The following is a 20,335-nucleotide window of genomic DNA, read 5'->3' as shown; positions in this document are numbered from 1 at the left end:
GACGAGCGCCCGCCAAGGCGCCTTCGCAATTGGGTGATCAAGCCAGAGCAAAAACCCGCCTGCTCGCGATTGACGCCCTACGCGGTTTGGTCATGATCATCATGCTGGTGGATCATGTGCGGGAAACCTGGTTCCTCCATCATCAGGTCACGGACCCGATGAACGCCCTGACGGTCGATCCTGCGCTGTTCTTCACGCGTCTGACCAGTCAGATTTGCGCGCCGGTTTTCGTGGCGTTGACGGGCTTGTCCGCCTGGCTCTTCGGCCAGTCGCACAGCAAGGCGGAAACATCGCTATTCCTGATCAAGCGCGGCCTGTTCCTGATGGTGGTGGACGTCACCCTCATCACGTTCGCCTGGTCCACAACCTTCCCGCCCAAAATATTCTGGTTGCAGGTCATCTGGACCATCGGCATCTGTATGATCTTACTGGCCGGGCTGATCCATCTGCCGTCCCGCGCGCGGATCGCCATCGGCCTTGTGATCCTCTTCGGCCATAATCTGCTCGACGGCATCATTCTCCAGCCGGGCGACAGCTTCTATGTGCCATGGGCGATGCTGCACCAGCGCGCCACGATCGATCTGGGCGCTGGCTTCGTTGCAAGGACGACCTATCCCGTTCTGCCATGGATCGGCGTGATCCTGCTGGGTCACGCCATTGGTCCCTGGTTCGCGTCGGACGTCCAGCCGGCCGAACGGCGGCGGCGCCTGATGCGCCTTGGGCTGACCTTCATCCTGGGTTTCGTCGCGTTGCGCTTCGTCAACGCCTATGGCGACAAGCCATGGTTCTACACCGGCGAAACCATCAGGACGGTGATGAGCTTCCTCGCGCTCACCAAATACCCCCCCTCCTTGTTGTTCCTGCTGCCCACTTTGGGTCTGGGCGCGGTGCTGCTGGCCTTTTTCGAACGGCGCAACGACGGCAAGGCGACGGCGTGGCTCGCTGCGCTGGGAAGCGCACCGATGTTCTACTATATCCTGCACATCTACGTGCTGCGCACCCTGTATAACAGCGCGCTGCTGATCTGGGGTCCCAATCACGGTCCATCATTCGGTGTCGAATCGATAGTTTGGGTCTGGATCTGGTCGATCGCGCTGATCCTGCCGCTCTATTATCCGTCGAAATGGTTCGCCCAGTACAAGCGGGATCATCGCGATCAACACTGGCTGCGCTATTTGTGAACAGCCCCACGGATCAGATCAAGGATAGAGCGATTTCCACCCTCTCTTCTTTCACGCTGCGGCCCATGAGCGATACGGATCGCGATCTCGATGGCGCGCTGGCGCTGTCGCAGGCGGTACGCTGGCCCTATCGTCGGGACGACTGGCGCGTCGCCCTGGACCTCGGCCAAGGCCTGCTGGCGGAGGCGGACGGCGAGATCGTCGCCTCCACATTCTGGTGGTCTTATGGCGACGCCTTCGCCACCTGCGGCATCATCATCGTGTCACCTGCGATGCAGGGCCGTGGACTGGGACGGGCACTGATGGACACCATGCTCGAAGCGACCAGCGATCGGACACTTCTGCTGAACTCGACCGCAGAGGGGCATCGCCTCTACAAAAGCTTCGGATTCAGCGATATTGGCACCGTTCACCAGCATCAGGCGCAGATGCCTGCTGCGCGCGCCCCGTTCCCGACCGGACCCGTCCGACGGGCGCAGGCCAGCGACCTGCCCGCTATCGCTAAAATGGATGCGCATGCTTTCTTCGGCGCGGAGCGGACCCGTTTGATCGAGACGTTCGCCCGCATCGGCACCGCGGCGGTCATCGAACGCAATGGCGTGATCGACGGCTTCGCCCTGTGTCGGCCCTTCGGCTTTGGTCATGCGGTCGGGCCGGTCGTCGCGGCAACGGCAGCTGATGCCCGGTTGCTGATCGGTCATTTCATCGCAGAGAAAGCAGGCCAGTTTCTGCGCGTCGATATCACCGGCGACAGCGGCCTTGGCGACTGGTTGACGACGCAGGGCCTGCCGGAAGTCGGCAACGTCACCACCATGATCCGGGGGCAGCGCCCACCCATTGTAGGGCCCGGCCGTATCTATGCTCTTGCAAGCCAGTCTTTCGGTTGAGGCACATCGCATGAAACTCACCCCCTATTGGCACGACACCGCTCCCACCTTCCTGGGCACGGAAAAGGGTCCGCTCGAAGGCGACTATGATGTGGCGGTGGTGGGCGGCGGTTTTACCGGCCTTTCCGCGTCGATTGCGCTGGCGAAAAAAGGCGCGCGCGTCATCCTGCTGGAAGCCGGGCGGCTGGGCGGATGCGCGTCCGGGCGCAATGGGGGCATGTGCAATAACGGCTTTGCGCAGGATTATGCCGGCATGGTCGGCCGTCTTGGCGCCGATGCCACCAAACGCCTTTACCAGAGCTTCAACACAGCGGTCGATACGGTCGAACGCATCGTCCGCGAAGAAGCGATCGACTGCGACTTCAGGCGCGTCGGGAAGCTCAAGATGGCGGCCAAACCCGCCCATTATGACAAGCTGGCGCGGTCGCAGGAACTGATGGCGCAAGGCGCCGATCCGGACGCCTATATGGTGTCCCGTCAGGACATGCCGTCTGAAGTCGGCACCGACCGCTATTTCGGCGGCCTCATCTTTCCCAAAAGCGCGGCAATGCATATGGGCAAATTCGCCCATGGCCTGGCGACCGCAGCGGCGCGCTATGGCGTTCGGTTGCATGAGAATAGTCCGGTCACCGGCATGAAGCGCCTGAACGGTCATGCCCATAGCCTGTCCACACCATCGGGCCAGGTCACCGCAAAGCAGGTGCTGCTGGCGACGGGCACCTCGGCCGTCGGGCCGCTATCCTATTTCCGCCGTCGCATCGTGCCGGTCGGCGCCTTCCTGATCGTCACCGAACCTTTGTCGCAGGCACGGCTGGACAGCCTGTTGCCGCATCGCCGCAACGCGACCGACACGCGCAATTTCGTCAGCTATTTCCGCGTCACGCCCGACAATCGCCTGCTGTTCGGCGGTCGGGCGCGCTTCGCCAAATCCAACCCCCGGTCGGACATGAAGAGCGGTGCCATCCTCCAGCGATCGATGATCGAGATATTCCCCAGCCTGTCCGATGTCCGGATCGATTATTGCTGGGGTGGCATGGTCGACATGACGGCCGACCGCCTGCCGCGCGCGGGTGAACATGACGGCCTGTTCTACTCCATGGGTTATAGCGGGCACGGCACGCAGATGTCGACCTATATGGGCCAGATCATGGCTGAGGTGATGGACGGCAACACAGCGGCCAACCCGTGGAGAGATTTCGACTGGCCCGCCATTCCAGGGCATTTCGGTCCGACATGGTTCCTGCCGTTCGTCGGCGCCTATTATAAATTGCAGGACATATTGCACTGAAAGTCGCGAATATCGGGCTTATCGTCAACAGCATTACAAGGACAGATCAGTGAGCCTCCCGGAGTATCGCCAATTCTACATCGATGGTCAGTGGCGCACATCCTCTTCGGACAACAGCAGCATGATCATCTGCCCGGTCACCGAAAAGGCCATCGGCTCGCTTGCCATGGGCACCGCCGCCGATGTCGATCATGCCGTCGCGGCGGCGCGACGGGCCTTTGCGACTTTTTCGCTTACATCTGTCGAGGAACGGCGCGCGCTGCTGGAACGGGTGCTCGCCCTGATGGAAGCACGGGCCGAAGAACTGGCGTTCGCGATGACGACGGAAATGGGCACCGCCATCAGCTTCGCGCGCAGCGCGCAGGTGCCGTTCGGCATAGCGCATGTGCGCGCGGCGATGGAGGCGCTGACCGACTATGCCTTCGTCACTCTTCAGGGATCAACGGCGATCGTGCGGGAGCCGATCGGCGTCTGCGGCCTGATCACGCCCTGGAACTGGCCGCTCTACCAGATCACCGCCAAGGTCGCGCCCGCCATCGCCGCAGGCTGTACCGTGGTCCTCAAACCGAGCGAACTCTCGCCGCTGAGCGCTCTGCTGTTCGCGCAGATCATGCATGATGCGGGCGCGCCGCCCGGCGTCTTCAATCTGATCAACGGTACGGGCGGGGAGGTCGGCGCGGCCATAGCCTCCCACCCCGACATCGACATGGTATCGATCACCGGATCGGTGCGCGCGGGCGTGCTGGTGGCGCAGGCCGCCGCCGTGACGGTCAAGCGCGTGGTGCAGGAACTGGGTGGCAAATCGCCCAACATCCTGATGCCCGACGCCGATTTCGAGCGTGTGGTGCCGCTGGGCGTCGCGTCGGCATTGCGCAATGTGGGACAGTCGTGCAGCGCGCCGACGCGAATGATCGTGCCCGCCGATCGGCTGGCGGAGGTAGAAGCGCTGGCGCGGCGTCATGCGGAAACCATGATCGTGGGCGATCCCATGGCGCAGCACAGCGTCCTGGGTCCGGTCGCCAACAAGGCGCAGTTCGACCGCGTACAATATATGATCGCCGTCGGCATCGACGAAGGGGCGAAGCTGATCTGCGGCGGTCCGGGCCGTCCGGAAGGATTGAACGAGGGCTATTTCACCCAGCCCACGATATTTTCCGGCGTCACCACCGACATGCGCATCGCGCAGGAGGAGATTTTCGGGCCGGTTCTGTGCATCATACCCTATGCGACGGAGGAAGAGGCGATCGCGATCGCCAACGACACCGTCTATGGCCTGGGCGGCCATGTCCAGTCGGCGGATGTGGAAAGTGCGCGCCGGGTCGCTCGTCGCATCCGGTCCGGCCAGGTGCATATCAATCACCCCGCATGGGATGCGCATGCGGCTTTCGGCGGTTACAAACAGTCGGGCAATGGCCGCGAATATGGCGTTTTCGGCTTGGAGGAATGCCTCGAAACCAAAGCCATATTGGGATATGATCCGTCATGACCGGCAGTGAGGACAACGCACGGTCGGAGGGCTATTCCCGTCGGAACATCCTTGGCCAGGCGGGCGCCGGTTTCCTTGCCTCCGCTTCTGGCCTGCTGCTGCCGGAAGCCGCGCTGGCAGCGCAAAGACCGCGCGTGGGTGGACGCATCCGCGTCGCGGGCACGACATCCTCGACCGCCGACACGCTCGATCCGGCGAAAGGCGCGAATAATGGCGATTATCTGCGCCACGAGATGCTCTACAGCAAGCTGACCGAACTGGACGGCGATCTGCGCGCGCAGCCGGCTCTGGCGGTGCGTGTAGTCAGCAATGACCAGAAAGCCTGGCATCTGCGATTGCGCAAAGGCGTGACCTTCCATGACGGCAAGACGCTGGACGCGGACGATGTCGTCTACACGCTGCTTCGACACAAAAATCCATCGGTCGGATCGAAACTGGCAGGGATCGCCGGCCAGTTTGCCGAAGTGAAGGCGACCGGGCCGCTGGATCTGCGGATCACGCTCACAGGCCGCAATGCCGATCTGCCGGAGATACTGGCCCAATCCCATTTCGGGATACTGGCTACGGGAACGAAGGATTTCCAGACGGCCAACGGAACCGGCCCTTATCGTCTGGCGCAATTTCGTCCTGGCATTCGTACGCTCGTGCGCCGCAACCCCCATTACTGGAAGAATGGCCGCCCCTATCTCGAAGAAGTCGAACTGATCGGCATTCCCGACGAGGTGAGCCGCGTGAACGCCCTGCTATCGGGCGATGTCCACATGATCTGCGCGGTCAATCCGCGATCGGTTCGCCGGATCAATGCGTCGTCCGGACATGCTATCCTGGAGTCGAAGTCCGGGCTGTACACCAATCTCATCGCGGCGCAGGATCGTCTTCCGACATCCAATCCGCATTTCGTGGCGGCGCTCAAATATCTGATGGATCGCCCGCTCATCAATCGCGCGCTGTTCCGCAATTATGGGATGATCGCCAACGATCACCCCATTCCCCCGTTCCACCCCTATTATAACAAGGATCTGCCGCAGATCGCGCTCGATCTGGACAAGGCGAAATGGCATATCAACAAGGGCGGGCTGACCGGCGTCCGGCTGCCGATCTATGCGTCGGCGGCGGCTGAAGGATCGGTCGATATGGCGTCCATCCTTCAGGAATATGGCTCGCGCGTTGGACTTAAACTGGCGGTCAATCGCATGCCCGCCGATGGCTACTGGTCCACGCATTGGATGAAACATCCCCTGGGCTTTGGCAATTGCAATCCCCGGCCCACGGCCGACATGATCTTCAGCCTTTTCTTCAAGTCCGACGCGCAATGGAATGAATCGCGCTGGAAGAACCCCCGGTTCGACAGCCTGTTGCTCGAAGCGAGAGGCGAACGGGACGAAGGCAAACGCAAAGCCATGTACAGCGAGATGCAGGCTCTGGTGAAACATCATTGCGGCGTCGTCATTCCCGCCTTCATCAGCCTTCTTGATGGATATGACCGGCGTCTGAAAGGGCTGTCGCCAAACCCGCTCGGTGGATTCATGGGATACACCTTCGCAGAACATGTGTGGTGGCAAGGCTGAGGCTACGCCCCCCACAACCTCATTTTAGAATACAGGCTGAAACGTCATCATGTCACCCAGAGCCAAGAAAATTCCCAGCGACGAAATCCTGCCCCGATCCGCGGACGTGGTGATTATCGGCGGCGGTATCGTCGGCGCGGCAACCGCTTACTATCTTGCCAAACGCGGCCTGTCCGTAGCCCTGCTGGAAAAGGGCTATGTCGGGTGCGAGCAATCCAGCCGCAACTGGGGATGGTGCAGGCAGCAGAACCGGGACGCGCGCGAAATGCCGCTGTCGGTTCTGTCGATGAAGCTTTGGGATGGACTTGCCGATGAGATCGGCCAGGATCTGGGCTTTCGCCGGACCGGGCTTCTCTATGCCAGCGACGATGACAAGCAGCTGGCAGACTGGGAAAAGTGGCAGGAAACCGCGCGGCTGTTCGATGTCGAAACGCGCATGCTATCGGCGCGCGAAGCGGCGCAGACATTCCCCGAAACCAAGCGCAAATGGCGTGGGGGTATCCATGCCGCGCGCGACGGCAAGGCCGAGCCCGCCCTGGCCGCCCCGGTCTTGGCCGAAGCTGCGCGTGCGCTGGGGGCGACGATTCATCAACAATGCGCTGCTCATGGCCTGGACGTCACCAATGGAATGGTGAGCGGCGTTCATACGGAAAAGGGCTTCATCGCCGCCAATGCCGTGCTGTGCGCCGCCGGCGCATGGGCGTCGGTATTTTGCCACACAATGGGCGTGCGTTTCCCGCAGGCCAGCGTCCGCCAGACCGCGCTTCGGTCCCGGCCCGCGCCCAATGTTGGCGAGGTCCTCTACACTCCCGACTGCGCGCTCACCCGCAGGCTGGACGGCAGCTATACCATGACGATCAGCGGCAAGGCGACGTTGGAAGTTACGCCCCAGAGCCTGCGCTACGCAAAGCCATTCATGCCCATGTTTATCAAGCGCCTGCGTGCCGTGCAGGTTGGCGTCGGCAAATCTTTCTTCGTCGGGCCGGAATCCGTTTCCAGTTGGTGGTCGAGCAAAAACAACCGCTTTTCTGATATCCGGGTGCTCGACCCCGATCCCGATCCGAAATTCATCGCGGCGATCCTCGCCAATGTCCGTGCGAGCTTCCCGGCGTTGGCGGACATCGAAGTCGACGAGGCTTGGGGCGCCTATGTCGATTCCACGCCCGATGCAGTGCCGGTCATTTCTCCAGTCGATGGCATTGGCGGCTACTATCTCGCCGCCGGCTGCTCGGGGCATGGTTTTGGTGTTGGTCCGGGCATCGGATTTTTGGCGGCGGAACTGATCGTCAATGACAAACCCAGTGTCGACCCCTACCCTTATCGGCTGTCCCGGTGGTCGGACGGCTCCAAGATCGAAGTCGGTGCACTGTGAACCGCCCACCAAAGAACAGGTGTCCAAGACGATGTTTCGACCGAAATCTATCAGTTTCGATTGCTAGGGCACGCCGACCCGCTTTCGCATGTCTGAAATGGCTACGAAATTCATGGCGGATCGCATGGCGCATTCGGACCTTCCTGCGTTTTGCATCGATTGGTCCTATAGTCGTTTCGACCAAGTCTTGGGTGCATGGACGCCTTATTCCGACCTGCTGCGTGAATCCTTGCGGCCCACCTTCAAGGTCTGGGGCGGGGAATATCGCGAAGCGGATGCGGATAGCGCCTATGAGGTCATTCCAACATGGGGGCCCCATGACGACGTACCAGCGGGCCTTTCGAAGATCGCCGGCGACATTCCGCTCGTCATACCGCCCAACGCGATGGACGAGCATATCGATCGCAATGTCGGTCTGCTTGGCGCGCCTTTTCACGCCATCTACACTGCCCAGATGGCGCAGGCGCAAAAGCCGCGCATGATAGGCTTTGACTATATCTTCGACCAACTGGGTTGCGGACCCGAAGACATGATGCATGTGTCGTCAAGCTTCCGCTACGACCTTCATTTCGGCGACATTCCTGAAGTTTCGCTGCCGAGTTTTCGTTGGTCGCGGCCACGAACTTTCAAACAATTTCTATCGCGATGTGGAGATTCCACACATTGGCGCACTCCCAGCCTTACTTGGCCTGTAACTCCTATCTTAAGGCCAAGGCTTGTAGGCGATAACCAGAAGATCACGGTGGCAGCCAGAGCCATGGCGGAGAAGAAGGTCCGGCAACGGCCCAGCGGGTTGCGACGCACCGCCGGCGCATGAGACGCTCGAATATGATCCCGACGCGATCATATTTGATCGGCTCTTTTGCGCGCCGTCGATCATCAAAGACGGATCAGGCCGCCGCTACGTAGACGCCCCCCCGCGGCGCTTCCAGAGGATATTCAGCTGGGCCGCCATAATCATAAGCGTCGTTCAGCGTCTTGATGAACAAAGGATCATGCAGAGGGTCGGTCGGCGTGGCAATGTCGATCCCGCGCGCACGAACATCCTTGATCAAAGTGTCAAACACGCGGTCGAAGGTCAGATTGTCTGATCCATCCATATTCTTCTTAAGCTCATCAAAATCATCGAAAACCTCGGCCGACCAATGCACGAGAAAGCGCAGTTCGTCCGTGTGATATTCGTCGATCACCCGATCGCCCGTCTTGACCTGCCAGCCATCACGATTGCCGATTTCTCCGGTGAAGATGCTATCGAAGCCCAGGCCTGCGGGACGCTGCCGCTCCAACGAGCCATTGGCCTCGCCACGATGGACCATCATCTCGTTCTGGACGACCAAGCCGCGATTATAGATGGGTGAAGCCAAACGAGCCGGCTTGTTGAGAGGCCCCTTGGGCCAGTAGGTAAAACCGCTCGCAGGGTCATGGCTGAACCAGGTGATCACCTGCGCCATCTTGATAAGATAATCCTGGAAAAGACCTGAACGACCCATGATCGAACAGAGCCAGGTCGGCGAGTTTTCGTAACGAATGCCTCGAAAACTGGGGGAGTCGATATGCCCGGGATCATTATTGCCACACGGCCCGTTGATGTTGAATAGCATCATCTGCGGCTTGGCATATTGGGCGTTCCAATAGGATTTGGCGTGACCGAGAAAGGCTTCATTGTAAAAAACGTCGTGCAACTCAGGATAGAGTGTTGCCGAATAGTTGGCGAAGAAACCACGAAAGGTCGGCGTCAGGAACATATCCAAGGTCGGCTCGAACCCGTCCGGGAAGCCGCCGGCGAACGTGGCGATCAGTTCTTCGGCATTGGCGAAATGTTGCGCGATGATCAGCTTCCATTCACCGCTATGCACGACATCGAGCATCCGACGACGCTGATCATCGGTGAAGATATTGTCGAGCTGGCGCGGCGGAGACACGGGCTGAAGAATATCGGACAGATGCCGCCTTTGCGACTCGCTGAGCATGAAACCTCTCCTGCTGAATTGACGTGTACCCGTAGTTGATCGAACGATATCGTTCAATTAATTTCCCGAGTTTTCTTGCAATCTGAGTGGTTGGGGTCCCAGCATATGTGGCGAGCCATCAGCCAGCTTTGCTCGTCACAAAGAAGGGGCGCAGATAAGCTTCCATCCCCTCCATGCCCCCTTCTGACCCCATCCCGCTGTCGCCCACGCCGCCAAAGGGTGTTTCAGCCATCGCCATGGCGAAATGGTTCAGCCCCAACATGCCCGCCTCGATCCCGGCGACGATTCTCTGCTCGGTGCTCAGATTGTTTGTGAACGCATAGGAAGCCAGACCATAAGGCAGGCGGTTGGCCTCGATCAGGGCGGCATCGATGCTTTCGACCGGCATGACCAGCATCAGCGGTCCGAATGGCTCCTCGTTCATGGCCTCCATGTCGGGTGTCATGCCCGAGAGGATGGTGGGTTCGAAAAAATAGCCGCTATTGCCGATGCGTGCGCCGCCGGTCTCCAGCTTAGCGCCGCGCTGCAACGCATCGGCTGCAAGAGCCTCGATCTTGGAAAGCTGGCCCGCAGTGGCGAGTGGTCCCATCTGCGTGTCCGCGTCCATCCCGTTGCCGACGCGCAACTTCGCCGCCGCTTCTTTGACCCCCGCGACGAAATCGGCATAGAGGGGTTGTTCGATTAAAAAGCGCGTTGGCGATACGCAAACCTGTCCGGCATTGCGGAATTTAAACTCAGTTGACAGCGCGACGACCGTATCGAGGTCTGCGTCGCTCGCAATGATCACCGGGTTATGCCCGCCCAGTTCCATCGTCACCTTTTTGAGATGCTGCCCCGCCGCGCTCGCCAGCAACCGGCCGACCCTGGTCGAGCCGGTGAGCGTCACTTTTTGAATTTCCGGCGCTGCGCAAAGCGCGGCGGAAATAGCGGGCGCATCACCCCAGAGGATGGTCAGCACCCTGGGCGGCAAGCCAGCAGCGAGCAGAGTCTGTACAACGCGACATCCGGCGCTAGGCGTCTCTTCGGCAGGCTTGAGCACCACCGAACAGCCAGCGGCCAGCGCCGGGGCGATCTTCTGCATCGGCGTCCAGACCGGAAAATTCCATGGCGTGAAGGCCGCCACCGGGCCGACCGGCCGGCGAAACACGGTCCAGCGCATATCGGATGCGCGGGTCGGAATCAGACGGCCATAGGCGCGGCGCCCCTCTTCGGCATACCAGTCGAGCAGGTCGGCGGAGGCCAGCCATTCGCCGCGCGCCTGCGCCAACGGCTTGCCCTGTTCGCGGGTTATGTCCACAGCGGCATCATCCGCATCGGCGCGCATCAGGTCCGCGGCACGACGCATAATCTTCGATCGGTCGAAAGCAGACATGGTCGACCAGATTCTAAAACCGTCGACCGACAGGCGCGCCGCTTCCAGCGCTTCAGCCTCACCGCATCTCGGAATGATCGCAATCACTTCACGCGTCGCAGGGTTCATCAGCTCCATCGTGCCCAGGGAGCCTTCCATCCGTTCCTGACCATCGAATATCGGGCGTGGAATCGCCATGGCTTTTCTTCTCCTTGTCTCAGCCGGCGCGAATATAGTCGGCGGTCGAGACAGCCGCTGCAGCCATGCGCCGTTCCCCCAGCAATCCTGCCCAATAGCCTTCGGAACCATCCGCCAGACGCCATTCATGAAGACGACGGGTCAGCAGGTGCAGGTCATATTCCTCGCTGATGCCGATGGCGCCATGGACAGCATGAGCGATGGCGGCGACCTGCGCCGCGGCGACGCTGGCGCCATGTTTGGCGATAGCCGCATCGGCCAGATGAGGCGGGAGCCCGGAGCGCACGCCGATGGCGGCGGCAATGCGGGCTGCGACCGCCTGCTCGGCGAGGATGGCGAGTTGCTGCTGGACCGCCTGCTGCTTGCCTATAGGCTTGCCGAACTGATTGCGCGCATTGGCATAGGCCACAGTCATGTCCATGACCCGTGCGCTCGCGCCTGATATCAGCAGCGCCCGTAATACCGCGCCGATCGGTCGCAGCGCCTGGCCACCGTTGACAGGATCATCCCCACTGGCGAGTATCGGCGCTTGCGGCGATCCCAAGAGGGTATGCGCTGCGACATCGGCGAAAGGTGTAGCGCCAGCGCCTGTCGCGATCGCGATTGGGCCGGCAGGCGCGCGAGCCCCGGAAGCGGTCAACAGGGCGCGCGCGATCAAGGTGTCCCCCACCGGCAGCGGCACCGCGTGATGGCCGAGCAGTACGATCAGCGGAGCGGCGTCGGCCAGCGACACTCCCGCGCCGCCCAAATCCTCCGACACCAGCGCGTCTAGGAAACCAGAATCGTCGAAAGCCTGCCACATCGGCGCTGCATCGCCCCCGGCCTCGACCGCGCGAATGGCCGATGGCGTGCAGATATCCTCGATGATACGGGCAAAGGGGGCGATCAGTTCTTGCATGTCCATGATGGTCTTCTTTCCCTCAGCGAAGGCCAAGGCCGCGCGCGATGATACCGCGCAGGATTTCGCGCGTGCCGCCGCGCAACGAGAAGCTGGGTGCGATATGTGTGACATAGAGAAGGGTGCGGTAAAGCTCAGCGTCGACCGGCTCGTCGGGATTAGAAGCAAGATCGTCGCCGATGAGTTGCGGCACCGCCTGCTCGAAGCCGGTGCCAATATCCTTCATGAGCGAGGCTTCGACTACCGGACTCTCGCCTTCGACCAATCGGGCCGTGACGGCGAGCGACATCTCCCGCAGCACCGCGAGTTGAGCGGTCAAGGTTCCGACGAGGCGTAGCGTCGCGCTGTCCTTCCGGCCTGCGGCGTCGAGATGCCGCACCCAGGCGTCGATCAGGACGACCGACGAATAGATGCGTTCCGGGCCACTCCGTTCGAAGGCGAGTTCGGCGGTGACTTGCCGCCACCCCTGCCCCTCTTCTCCGATCAGCGCGTCGGGGGTGAGGCGAACGTCATCGAAAAACACCTCCGCAAAATGGGCGTCGCCAGTTAAATCGACGATAGGGCGGATCGTAATGCCCGGAAGCGTCAAGTCGACGATCACTTGCGACAGACCCGACTGCCGGTCTTCATTCGTACCAGAGGTGCGAACCAGCGCGATCATATAGTCGCTGTGCATCGCATTGGTGGTCCATATCTTCTGCCCGTTGAGCAGCCAGCTTCCATCCTTCTGCAGATCAGCGCGGCTGCGAACGCTGGCAAGATCCGAACCGGAACCCGGCTCGCTCATGCCGATGCAGAACAGCGCCTCGCCTCTGGAAATACGCGGCAGGTAGAAGCGACGCTGCTCTTCCGTGCCATAGTGCAGGATCAGCGGGCCGCTTTGGCGGTCGGCTATCCAATGTCCCGCTACCGGGGCGCCAGCCGACAACAGTTCCTCCACCACGACAAAACGCGTGAAGGGACCGCGCCCGATACCGCCATATTCTTTCGGCAAGGACAGGCCAAGATAACCCGCTTGCCCCAATTTGCGGCTAAATGCCGCGTCAAATCCCTGCCAGGATCGGGCGCGGCGATGCAGAGGGAGGTCGGCGATTGCCCCTGCGATCAGCGTGCGTAGCGCGGGACGGAGCGCCTCGTCTTCAGGCGGCAATGCGGACAGGGACAGGGCGTCGAACAACTTGGCCTCGAATGCGAAAGGGAACCGATAATTCGCATTGTCGCATTCGCACTGTCCAATATCATATTGTCCTATTTTGATATCCAATAGCTATCGGCCGCGATCGCGGCGAAATTGTGGGCTAGTGGGCTCGCACGGTTTCGCGGCAGGGCGACGCCGGTCTCGATCGGCACGCAACGAGCCAGCCGCACCAGCCGCACATCTTTTGGTACTGCGCTGGCGGCGCGTGAGGGCACCAGGGCGACCCCGAGTCCCGATCGCACCAATGCCAGCACCGCGCTCAATTGCGCCGCCTCCTGTGCGACGCGAGGGACAAACCCTGCTTCATGGCAAGCCTTGATCGTGATGGAATGGAGCACGCTGATCCGACTTTGCAGAATGAAGGGTTCGTCCGCCAACCGACTTAGCGCAACGCTGCCGGTATTGGCGAGCATATGACTTTGCGGAAGGGCAGCATGCATTTCATCCTTGTCGACGGACTGAGCATCGACTTGGGCGATTTCCATCAGAGGCAGTCGGACCAGTCCCACATCCAGTTCGCCCGCCGACAGTCTGCGTGCAATGTCGGTGCTGGCCGCTTCCTCCAGCACCAGTTCCACCAGCGGGTAGAGACGGCGATATTCGGGAATGATGTGGGGTAACAGTTCGAACGTCGCGGAACCGACAAAGCCGACGCGCAATTGGCCCCGCTCGCCCATAGCCCCCTCTCGAACCACCTCGCGAAAGCGGTCGGCCTGCGCAAGCGTCAGGCGTGCAATGTCCAGCGCAGCGCGCCCCGCCGCCGTCAACGTCACCCCTCGCGATCCGCGATCGAAGAGCGTCGTCCCCAACTCTTCCTCCAGCTTGCGGATCGCAACGGTCAATGGCGGCTGTGACATATTGAGTCTGTCGGCCGCGCGATGAAAATTGCGCGTGTCGGCCAGGGTCACGAAATAGCGCAGCTGGCGCAACTCCATCGATAGCTCCCGAGTATCGAAAAAATGGAAATCAATATTAGCTTGGTGAAACCGGAACGCCTAACCTTTTGGCACGGTTACGATTGATTAGAGCCGTGGAGAAGAGCATGCCCCCCTTCCTTGTGGTAGAACGTGACGGCGCTGTCGTTACCGCGACCTTGAACCGCCCCGAAGAACGCAATGCCATTTCGCATATCGAGCATAGCGAGGAGATCGTTGATTTCTGTCGCCAAATGACGCGTGACACATCCGTCCGCGCTATCGTGCTGACGGGTGCCGGCGAGGCATTTTGCGCAGGCGGCAACGTGAAACATATGGCCGACCAGGTGGGGATGTTCGGCGGCAGCCCTTACGATATCCGCAACAGCTACCGCACGAGCGTGCAGATGATAGGTCCTGCCGTCAGTGAACTGGAAGTGCCGGTCATCGCAGCGATTAACGGTCCGGCGATTGGCCTTGGTCTCGATATCGCCTGCATGTGCGATATTCGCATCATGGCCGAAAGCGCAGTCGTCGCGGAAAGCTATGTGAAGCTGGGCATCATTCCGGGCGGCGGCGGTGGCTGGCTGCTCCCCCGGCTGATCGGTCCGCAGCGCGCCAGCCTGATGACGCTGACCGGCGATGCCATCGATGCCGGGACCGCGCTGAACTATGGGCTGGTGGCAGAGGTGGTGCCGGACGACGCCCTGGCAACGCGCGCACGCGCATTGGCCGGCAAGATCGCAGCCAATCCCGGTCACGCCACTCGCATGGCGAAGCGTCTGATGCGCGAAGGCGCGGACATGAAGCTCTCCACGCTGCTGGAAATGGCGGCGGCCTATCAGGCGCTCGCCCATCATAGCGAGGATCATCATGAAGCCGTTGCTGCTTTCCTCGGCAAGCGCAGGGCGGAGTTCAGGGACAAGTGAGCGACGCCGCAAAAACCCCGTCTGGTCCGCTGGCGGGCCTTCGCGTGTTGGATCTTTCGCGTGTTCTGGCCGGGCCATGGTGTACGCAGATACTGGGCGATCTGGGCGCCGAAGTGATCAAGATCGAACAGCCTGGGCAAGGCGACGATACTCGTCGCTGGGGACCGCCCTTTGTGGAAGATGGGTCTCGTGACGCCGCCTATTATCTGTGCGCGAACCGGAACAAGAAATCCGTGGCCATCAACCTGGCCGATCCGCGCGGGGCGGAAATGATCCGCAAGATCGCCATCGACTGCGACATCGTGGTAGAGAATTTCAGGGTCGGCGGCCTCGTCAAATATGGTCTCGACCACGCTTCCCTTTCGCAAATCAATCCAAGGCTCATCTATTGTTCGATCACCGGCTTCGGCCAGGACGGTCCTTACAAGGACCGAGGTGGCTACGACTTTTTGATCCAGGGCATGAGCGGCCTCATGTCGGTTACCGGTCGCCCGGACGACCAACCGGGTGGCGGACCGCTGAAGGTCGGGATTCCGATCAGCGACCTGGTGACCGGGCTATATGCGGCCACTTCCATATTGGCGGCGCTGGCGCATCGCGATCGGACTGGCGAAGGGCAGCGGATCGACATGGCGCTGCTCGATACGCAGGTGGCCCTTCTTGCCAACCAGGCCAGCAATTACCTCAATGGCGGGATGCTGCCGCGGCGATTGGGCAACGAGCACCCCAATACCGTACCCTATCAGGACTTCGCCTGCGCAGACGGGGACATATTGGTGGCGCTGGGCAATGATCGGCAATTCCGCGACTTTTGCAAGCTGATCGGACGTCCCGATCTCCCGGACGATCCGCGCTTTGCGGTCAATGGCGGGCGTTCGCCCCATCGCCAGGCTTTGCAGGATGAGATGCAGCCCGCCATCGCCCGATGGAAGTCCGATGATCTGATCGCGGCGATGGAAGCGGCCAAGCTGCCAGGCGGGCGCGTCAATGACATTCCGCATATACTGGCCGATCCACAGATCGCGGCTCGCGGCCTTGTCCGGGACATGACACGGTCCGACGGCACGCCGGTCAAGATTCTGGGCTATCCCGGCAAATTGTCGAAGACGCCCGCAGACTATCGCCATGCGCCGCCGCGTTCCGGGGAAGACACGCGAGAGGTTCTGATGACGCTATTAAATATCGACGGAGCGGAGCTTACAGCGCTCATGGAGGCGGACGTCATCGCCGAACGGCTGCGTTGAAATTTCAAGCGTTAGAGAGGATGCATCATGACCACCAGGATCGGCTTCATCGGCTTGGGCGCCATGGGTCTGCCCATGTCTTCCAACCTGCAACGCAAGGGCTTTGCTGTTACCGTCTTCGACCTTGATCCGGCGAAGATGGACGAAGTCGCGCTTCTGGGTGCAGCAAGAGCGGTCAACATCGCCGAAGCGACCAAAGGGCAAGACATCGTCATCACAGTGCTGCCCGCGACGCCCCATGTCGAGGCGGTGGTGCTCGGTGATGACGGCGTGCTGGCGCATATCGACGATGGCGCGCTGCTGATGGACATGTCCACAATCGACGCCAATGGTACGGACAGGGTGGCGGCAGCCTGCGCAGCGAGGGGGGTCGGTTTTGTGGACGCGCCGATCGGACGACTTGCGCTTCACGCCCAGCGCGGCGAATCGTTGTTCATGGTGGGCGCAAGCGACGCGGATTTTGCGAGGGTCGAACCAGCACTCAAGGCAATGGGCACCGATATCTATCGCTGTGGCGCGCCGGGCATGGGCAGCCGCATGAAACTGATCAACAATTTCATGCTCCTGTCGACAGCGCAGATCGTGGCGGAATCGATCGCGCTGGGCACGAAGCTCGGACTCGACATACAGACCATGCACGACGTGACCGGTGGCACCACAGCACGCAATGGCCAGTTCCATATATTGATGGTGAACAAAGCGCTGAAGGGAGATGTCGAACCGGGCTTTACCATCGATCTCGCCTTCAAGGATCTGACATTGGCGATGAACGCTGCGGCGCAGAACCGGGTGGGCCTGCCCATGGGTGCGGCGGCACATGCCGTGTTCGGAGGGGCGCGGGCCAAACATTATGCGTCGCAGGATTATTCGGCGTTGCTGAACTATGCCTGCGACAATGCGGGCGTCGAAACGCCCAGAATGGATTGAAGGAGGGCGATATGACGAAACGTCTGAAAGGCAAACGTGTCATCGTCATTGGCTCGGCCACTGGCATCGGCGCCGCTACGGTCCAGCGACTGGTCGAGGAAGGCGCACATGTGTGCGCCGCCGATATCAATCTGGAAGGCGCCGAGCGCCTCGCGGGGCAAGTCGGCGGCGACAGCTTCGCGGTGCCGGTCGATATTGCCGATGAGGCATCGGTCGGCATCGCGGTGGCGAGAGCCGTCGAGGAACTAGGCGGATTGGACGGCGTCCATATCAATGCCGCAGACCTGCGAGTCATCTTTCAGGACAGCAATGCGCTCGATGTCGATCTGGCCGTGTTCGATCGCACCATCGCGGTAAACCTGCGCGGGCACCTTCTCTGCACGCGCGCGGTGCTGCCGCACCTGCTTGCCAGTCAGGCTGGCGCGATCGTCTATACCAGTTCCGGCTCCGCACGCGGGGGGGAGCCGGAGCGGCCGTGCTACGCCATGTCCAAAGGAGGACTGGAGGCGCTGATGCGCCACGTCGCCTCGCGCTGGGGCCGGGAGGGGATCACGGCCAACGTCGTCGCCCCCGGCTTTACCATGACGCAGGAGATGCAGGCGGGCGGCCAAGTGCCTCAAGCGGTGATCGACCATTTCCTCGATAGCGGCCGAAGCTTCCGACTGGGTCGGTCGGAAGACCAAGCCGCGGTCGCGGCGATGCTGCTGTCGGATGACGGGCGCTGGATCAACGGGCAGGTGATCAACGTCAATGGCGGGGCGATGTTCTCCTAGCAGGCCAGCATCGCCGCGGATTCGGCGGACCTTTTATCAGCCGCATCTTCTTTTGTTCGGGTAACGCATCTGCCATGGCGATGATCATATTGGGAGCGCTGGTGCCCGTCTTCGGGCTGGTCCTGTTAGGTTATGGCTGTGGCCGCACCCATCTGCTGGGCGATCATGCGTTCGAGGTGCTGAACCGCTTCGTCATTTCGGTGACGCTGCCGGCACTGACCTTCCGTTCCATCGCGCACATGGCGCCTGCGGATCTTGCGGAGCCTTCGATGATGGCAGCAGTCATAGGCGGGGCGCTCACCACCTATGCGATCGGGTTCGGCATCGAAAAAGCGCTCGGGCACAATGGAAGCGAAGCCAATATTGCCGGTCTATGCGCCAGCTTCAGCAATACCGGCTTTGTAGGCCTGCCAATTGCGGTGCTGACGTTCGGCCAGGCGACGATGGCTCCCGTCACTGTATCGATGCTGCTCTATTCCGCCGTTATCTTCACTGTGGGCGTGGTCGTGAGCGAGGTGACCACGCATACTGGCCCTGGCGTTTCCGCGCGACTGAAGCTGGCGGGCCGGTCGGTGCTGCGCAATCCGTTGATCCTGCTTTCTACCTTGGGGGTAGGCTGGTGTTTATTGGGACTGCCCATCGGTGGGCCGCTCGACATTTTGCTGCAGACGCTTGCGCAGGCGACCGCGCCCTGTGCGCTGACGGCCATCGGCATCTTCATCGCCCTCCCCCGGGAAAAGGCTTCGCCCGGGCCGATCGGACGCTCCGTGATGCTGAAGCTGGCGGTTCATCCGCTGATTACGGCGGGCTTCGTCCTGATTCTGCCGCCGATGCCGCCACTTTGGGCCAAGATTGCGATCCTGATGGCGGCGATGCCGAGCGGCGCGTCCAGCTTCGTGCTGGCCGGCAAGGCAGGAGGCTGGGCAATGGAATTGAGCGCCTGGGCGGTAACGCTGACGACCATATTTGCGTCCCTGTCGCTGATCGGCATCATCTGGGGCCTGCGCATCTGAACCACCATCAATTTTCGTAGAGAATTTATGATTGCATCGACAATTTACAACATTGATATTCCATTTTTACAATTCCATGCGTAGAAAATCAGCAAATCATAATGCGTTGTGATGCGATCGCCAGATCGACACACCGATCAGGAGATAGCCATGCTTTCGAAAGTGACGATCAACCACACCGACCTGTCGGTCAGTCGCCTTTGCTACGGCACCAACATGCTGGGCTGGCAGATAGATCAGGATCGCTCCAACGCTATCCTGGACGAGTTCGCCGATCTGGGCGGCAATTTCATCGACAGCGCGCGCGCCTATGGCGACTGGATGCACGATGCACCCAAAGGCGCCAGCGAAAGAGCCATAGGCGCCTGGCTAAAAGGCAAGAAACGCGAGGATTTCGTCATCGCAACCAAGGGCGGATTCTTCGACATGCGGGCGGGCGATTATCGCAATCGGGTCAATCCCACGGACCTGGCCAACGATCTCGACGAAAGCCTGGATCATCTGGGTGTCGACACGATCGATCTCTACTGGCTGCACATGGACAATGTCGAAACGCCCGTCAGTGAACTGGTGGATTTCCTGGACGAGGCCAAGGCGACCGGCAAGATCCGCTGGTTCGGTGCATCCAATTGGACCGACACCCGCGTGCTGGAGGCCAACAGCTATGCCAAGGCCAATGACAAGGCCAGCTTCATTGCCGTCGAGCCGTTCTGGGGCCTGGCCAAACCGCATGAGGCCAATGCCCTGCAGCAAGGCTATCAGCTATATTTCGAAGATCATGGCGGTGCGCTCAAGGATGCCGGTCTGGCCATCATTCCCTATTGCTCGCAGAGTCGCGGCTATTTCGGCATGTTGGAACAGAGCGAAGACGCGGTCCCCGACTCCCTTAAGGCTTTTTACGACAATCCGGCCAACGCGAACCGCTTTGACGCGGCCAAAATGATCGCCGAACGTCATGGCGTCACCGTTTCGGAAATCGCACTCGCCTATCTGATGAACCAGCCCCAGCAGGTGATACCGATCTTCGGCGCGTCCACCCCAGCGCGGATCAAGGACAGTGTAAGGGCCGCCGCCATCAGCCTGGATGCCACCGACCTGGCCGAACTGCAGGCAGGGTGAGAGGCAAAAGCCTGACACG

The 20,335-nt window shown here is 61.0% G+C and carries 18 protein-coding genes; 13 read left to right on the top strand and 5 right to left on the bottom strand.

Annotated elements, in window-relative coordinates:
• The first annotated feature begins 92 nt into the window (after positions 1 to 92).
• The 7 genes from SBA_RS09590 (at position 93) to SBA_RS09560 (ending at position 8,599) form a co-directional block, all read left to right on the top strand.
• Positions 93 to 1,181, top strand: a complete 1,089-nt coding sequence (locus SBA_RS09590) for a DUF1624 domain-containing protein (RefSeq protein ID WP_390902326.1) — start codon at positions 93 to 95, stop codon at positions 1,179 to 1,181.
• Between the two features lie 65 nt (positions 1,182 to 1,246).
• A complete protein-coding gene (locus SBA_RS09585; RefSeq protein WP_261934239.1) occupies positions 1,247 to 2,068 on the top strand; it encodes a GNAT family N-acetyltransferase in 822 nt (273 codons plus the stop codon).
• Between the two features lie 10 nt (positions 2,069 to 2,078).
• Complete coding sequence (locus tag SBA_RS09580) at positions 2,079 to 3,356, top strand: NAD(P)/FAD-dependent oxidoreductase (RefSeq protein WP_261934238.1); 1,278 nt, start codon at positions 2,079 to 2,081, stop codon at positions 3,354 to 3,356.
• A 121-nt stretch (positions 3,357 to 3,477) separates the two neighbouring features.
• Positions 3,478 to 4,842 (top strand): aldehyde dehydrogenase family protein, encoded by a 1,365-nt coding sequence (locus SBA_RS09575; RefSeq protein ID WP_261936711.1) that lies wholly within the window; start codon positions 3,478 to 3,480, stop codon positions 4,840 to 4,842.
• A complete protein-coding gene (locus SBA_RS09570) occupies positions 4,839 to 6,410 on the top strand; it encodes an ABC transporter substrate-binding protein (protein ID WP_261934237.1) in 1,572 nt (523 codons plus the stop codon). The genes SBA_RS09575 and SBA_RS09570 overlap by 4 nt, the downstream gene beginning before the upstream one ends.
• 49 nt (positions 6,411 to 6,459) lie before the next feature.
• Positions 6,460 to 7,782 carry an NAD(P)/FAD-dependent oxidoreductase gene (locus SBA_RS09565; protein ID WP_261934236.1) on the top strand — a complete coding sequence of 441 codons (1,323 nt, stop codon included), beginning with the start codon at positions 6,460 to 6,462 and terminating at the stop codon, positions 7,780 to 7,782.
• Positions 7,783 to 7,879: 97 nt separating this feature from the next.
• Positions 7,880 to 8,599, top strand: a complete 720-nt coding sequence (locus tag SBA_RS09560; RefSeq protein ID WP_261934235.1) for an HAD family hydrolase — start codon at positions 7,880 to 7,882, stop codon at positions 8,597 to 8,599.
• 73 nt (positions 8,600 to 8,672) lie between these two features.
• Here the strand turns inward: SBA_RS09560 and SBA_RS09555 are convergent, their stop codons facing one another.
• The 5 genes from SBA_RS09555 to SBA_RS09535 form a co-directional block, all read right to left on the bottom strand.
• On the bottom strand, positions 8,673 to 9,752 hold the full coding sequence (locus tag SBA_RS09555) for a hypothetical protein (RefSeq protein WP_261934234.1): 1,080 nt from the start codon (positions 9,750 to 9,752) through the stop codon (positions 8,673 to 8,675).
• A gap of 118 nt (positions 9,753 to 9,870) precedes the next feature.
• A complete protein-coding gene (locus SBA_RS09550; protein WP_261934233.1) occupies positions 9,871 to 11,301 on the bottom strand; it encodes an NAD-dependent succinate-semialdehyde dehydrogenase in 1,431 nt (476 codons plus the stop codon).
• A 19-nt stretch (positions 11,302 to 11,320) separates the two neighbouring features.
• Positions 11,321 to 12,205, bottom strand: a complete 885-nt coding sequence (locus SBA_RS09545) for an acyl-CoA dehydrogenase family protein (RefSeq protein WP_261934232.1) — start codon at positions 12,203 to 12,205, stop codon at positions 11,321 to 11,323.
• Positions 12,206 to 12,221: 16 nt separating this feature from the next.
• Positions 12,222 to 13,376 (bottom strand): acyl-CoA dehydrogenase family protein, encoded by a 1,155-nt coding sequence (locus SBA_RS09540; protein WP_261934231.1) that lies wholly within the window; start codon positions 13,374 to 13,376, stop codon positions 12,222 to 12,224.
• Between the two features lie 71 nt (positions 13,377 to 13,447).
• Positions 13,448 to 14,332 (bottom strand): LysR family transcriptional regulator, encoded by an 885-nt coding sequence (locus SBA_RS09535; RefSeq protein WP_261934230.1) that lies wholly within the window; start codon positions 14,330 to 14,332, stop codon positions 13,448 to 13,450.
• 107 nt (positions 14,333 to 14,439) lie between these two features.
• On the opposite strand from SBA_RS09535, the gene SBA_RS09530 reads away from it, so the two are divergent.
• From SBA_RS09530 to SBA_RS09505, 6 genes are all read left to right on the top strand, one after another.
• Positions 14,440 to 15,240 carry a crotonase/enoyl-CoA hydratase family protein gene (locus SBA_RS09530; RefSeq protein WP_261934229.1) on the top strand — a complete coding sequence of 267 codons (801 nt, stop codon included), beginning with the start codon at positions 14,440 to 14,442 and terminating at the stop codon, positions 15,238 to 15,240.
• A gap of 44 nt (positions 15,241 to 15,284) precedes the next feature.
• Complete coding sequence (locus SBA_RS09525; protein WP_390902325.1) at positions 15,285 to 16,484, top strand: CaiB/BaiF CoA transferase family protein; 1,200 nt, start codon at positions 15,285 to 15,287, stop codon at positions 16,482 to 16,484.
• Between the two features lie 27 nt (positions 16,485 to 16,511).
• Positions 16,512 to 17,411: an NAD(P)-dependent oxidoreductase gene (locus SBA_RS09520; RefSeq protein ID WP_261934227.1), complete on the top strand. Its 900-nt coding sequence runs from the start codon at positions 16,512 to 16,514 to the stop codon at positions 17,409 to 17,411.
• 11 nt (positions 17,412 to 17,422) lie between these two features.
• Positions 17,423 to 18,184 (top strand): SDR family NAD(P)-dependent oxidoreductase, encoded by a 762-nt coding sequence (locus SBA_RS09515; protein ID WP_261934226.1) that lies wholly within the window; start codon positions 17,423 to 17,425, stop codon positions 18,182 to 18,184.
• A gap of 74 nt (positions 18,185 to 18,258) precedes the next feature.
• Positions 18,259 to 19,197 (top strand): AEC family transporter, encoded by a 939-nt coding sequence (locus SBA_RS09510; protein WP_315975764.1) that lies wholly within the window; start codon positions 18,259 to 18,261, stop codon positions 19,195 to 19,197.
• Positions 19,198 to 19,347: 150 nt separating this feature from the next.
• Positions 19,348 to 20,316: an aldo/keto reductase gene (locus tag SBA_RS09505; RefSeq protein WP_261934225.1), complete on the top strand. Its 969-nt coding sequence runs from the start codon at positions 19,348 to 19,350 to the stop codon at positions 20,314 to 20,316.
• Positions 20,317 to 20,335: the final 19 nt, after the last annotated feature.

It is taken from the genome of Sphingomonas bisphenolicum (genome assembly GCF_024349785.1).
In the GTDB taxonomy this organism is placed as follows: Bacteria; Pseudomonadota; Alphaproteobacteria; order Sphingomonadales; family Sphingomonadaceae; genus Sphingobium; species Sphingobium bisphenolicum.
Note: the sequence above shows the minus strand (reverse complement) of the source record. Positions and strands in the feature narration are given on the sequence as shown.

What these genes read in the sequence shown, in the direction of transcription:
- SBA_RS09590 (WP_390902326.1), top strand. Translation starts at nt 93, where the DNA reads ATGATCATCATGCTGGTGGATCATGTGCGGGAAACCTGGTTCCTCCAT.
- SBA_RS09585 (WP_261934239.1), top strand. Translation starts at nt 1,247, where the DNA reads ATGAGCGATACGGATCGCGATCTCGATGGCGCGCTGGCGCTGTCGCAG.
- SBA_RS09580 (WP_261934238.1), top strand. Translation starts at nt 2,079, where the DNA reads ATGAAACTCACCCCCTATTGGCACGACACCGCTCCCACCTTCCTGGGC.
- SBA_RS09575 (WP_261936711.1), top strand. Translation starts at nt 3,478, where the DNA reads ATGATCATCTGCCCGGTCACCGAAAAGGCCATCGGCTCGCTTGCCATG.
- SBA_RS09570 (WP_261934237.1), top strand. Translation starts at nt 4,839, where the DNA reads ATGACCGGCAGTGAGGACAACGCACGGTCGGAGGGCTATTCCCGTCGG.
- SBA_RS09565 (WP_261934236.1), top strand. Translation starts at nt 6,460, where the DNA reads ATGTCACCCAGAGCCAAGAAAATTCCCAGCGACGAAATCCTGCCCCGA.
- SBA_RS09560 (WP_261934235.1), top strand. Translation starts at nt 7,880, where the DNA reads ATGGCTACGAAATTCATGGCGGATCGCATGGCGCATTCGGACCTTCCT.
- SBA_RS09555 (WP_261934234.1), bottom strand. Translation starts at nt 9,752, where the DNA reads ATGCTCAGCGAGTCGCAAAGGCGGCATCTGTCCGATATTCTTCAGCCC.
- SBA_RS09550 (WP_261934233.1), bottom strand. Translation starts at nt 11,301, where the DNA reads ATGGCGATTCCACGCCCGATATTCGATGGTCAGGAACGGATGGAAGGC.
- SBA_RS09545 (WP_261934232.1), bottom strand. Translation starts at nt 12,205, where the DNA reads ATGGACATGCAAGAACTGATCGCCCCCTTTGCCCGTATCATCGAGGAT.
- SBA_RS09535 (WP_261934230.1), bottom strand. Translation starts at nt 14,332, where the DNA reads ATGGAGTTGCGCCAGCTGCGCTATTTCGTGACCCTGGCCGACACGCGC.
- SBA_RS09530 (WP_261934229.1), top strand. Translation starts at nt 14,440, where the DNA reads ATGCCCCCCTTCCTTGTGGTAGAACGTGACGGCGCTGTCGTTACCGCG.
- SBA_RS09520 (WP_261934227.1), top strand. Translation starts at nt 16,512, where the DNA reads ATGACCACCAGGATCGGCTTCATCGGCTTGGGCGCCATGGGTCTGCCC.
- SBA_RS09515 (WP_261934226.1), top strand. Translation starts at nt 17,423, where the DNA reads ATGACGAAACGTCTGAAAGGCAAACGTGTCATCGTCATTGGCTCGGCC.
- SBA_RS09510 (WP_315975764.1), top strand. Translation starts at nt 18,259, where the DNA reads ATGGCGATGATCATATTGGGAGCGCTGGTGCCCGTCTTCGGGCTGGTC.
- SBA_RS09505 (WP_261934225.1), top strand. Translation starts at nt 19,348, where the DNA reads ATGCTTTCGAAAGTGACGATCAACCACACCGACCTGTCGGTCAGTCGC.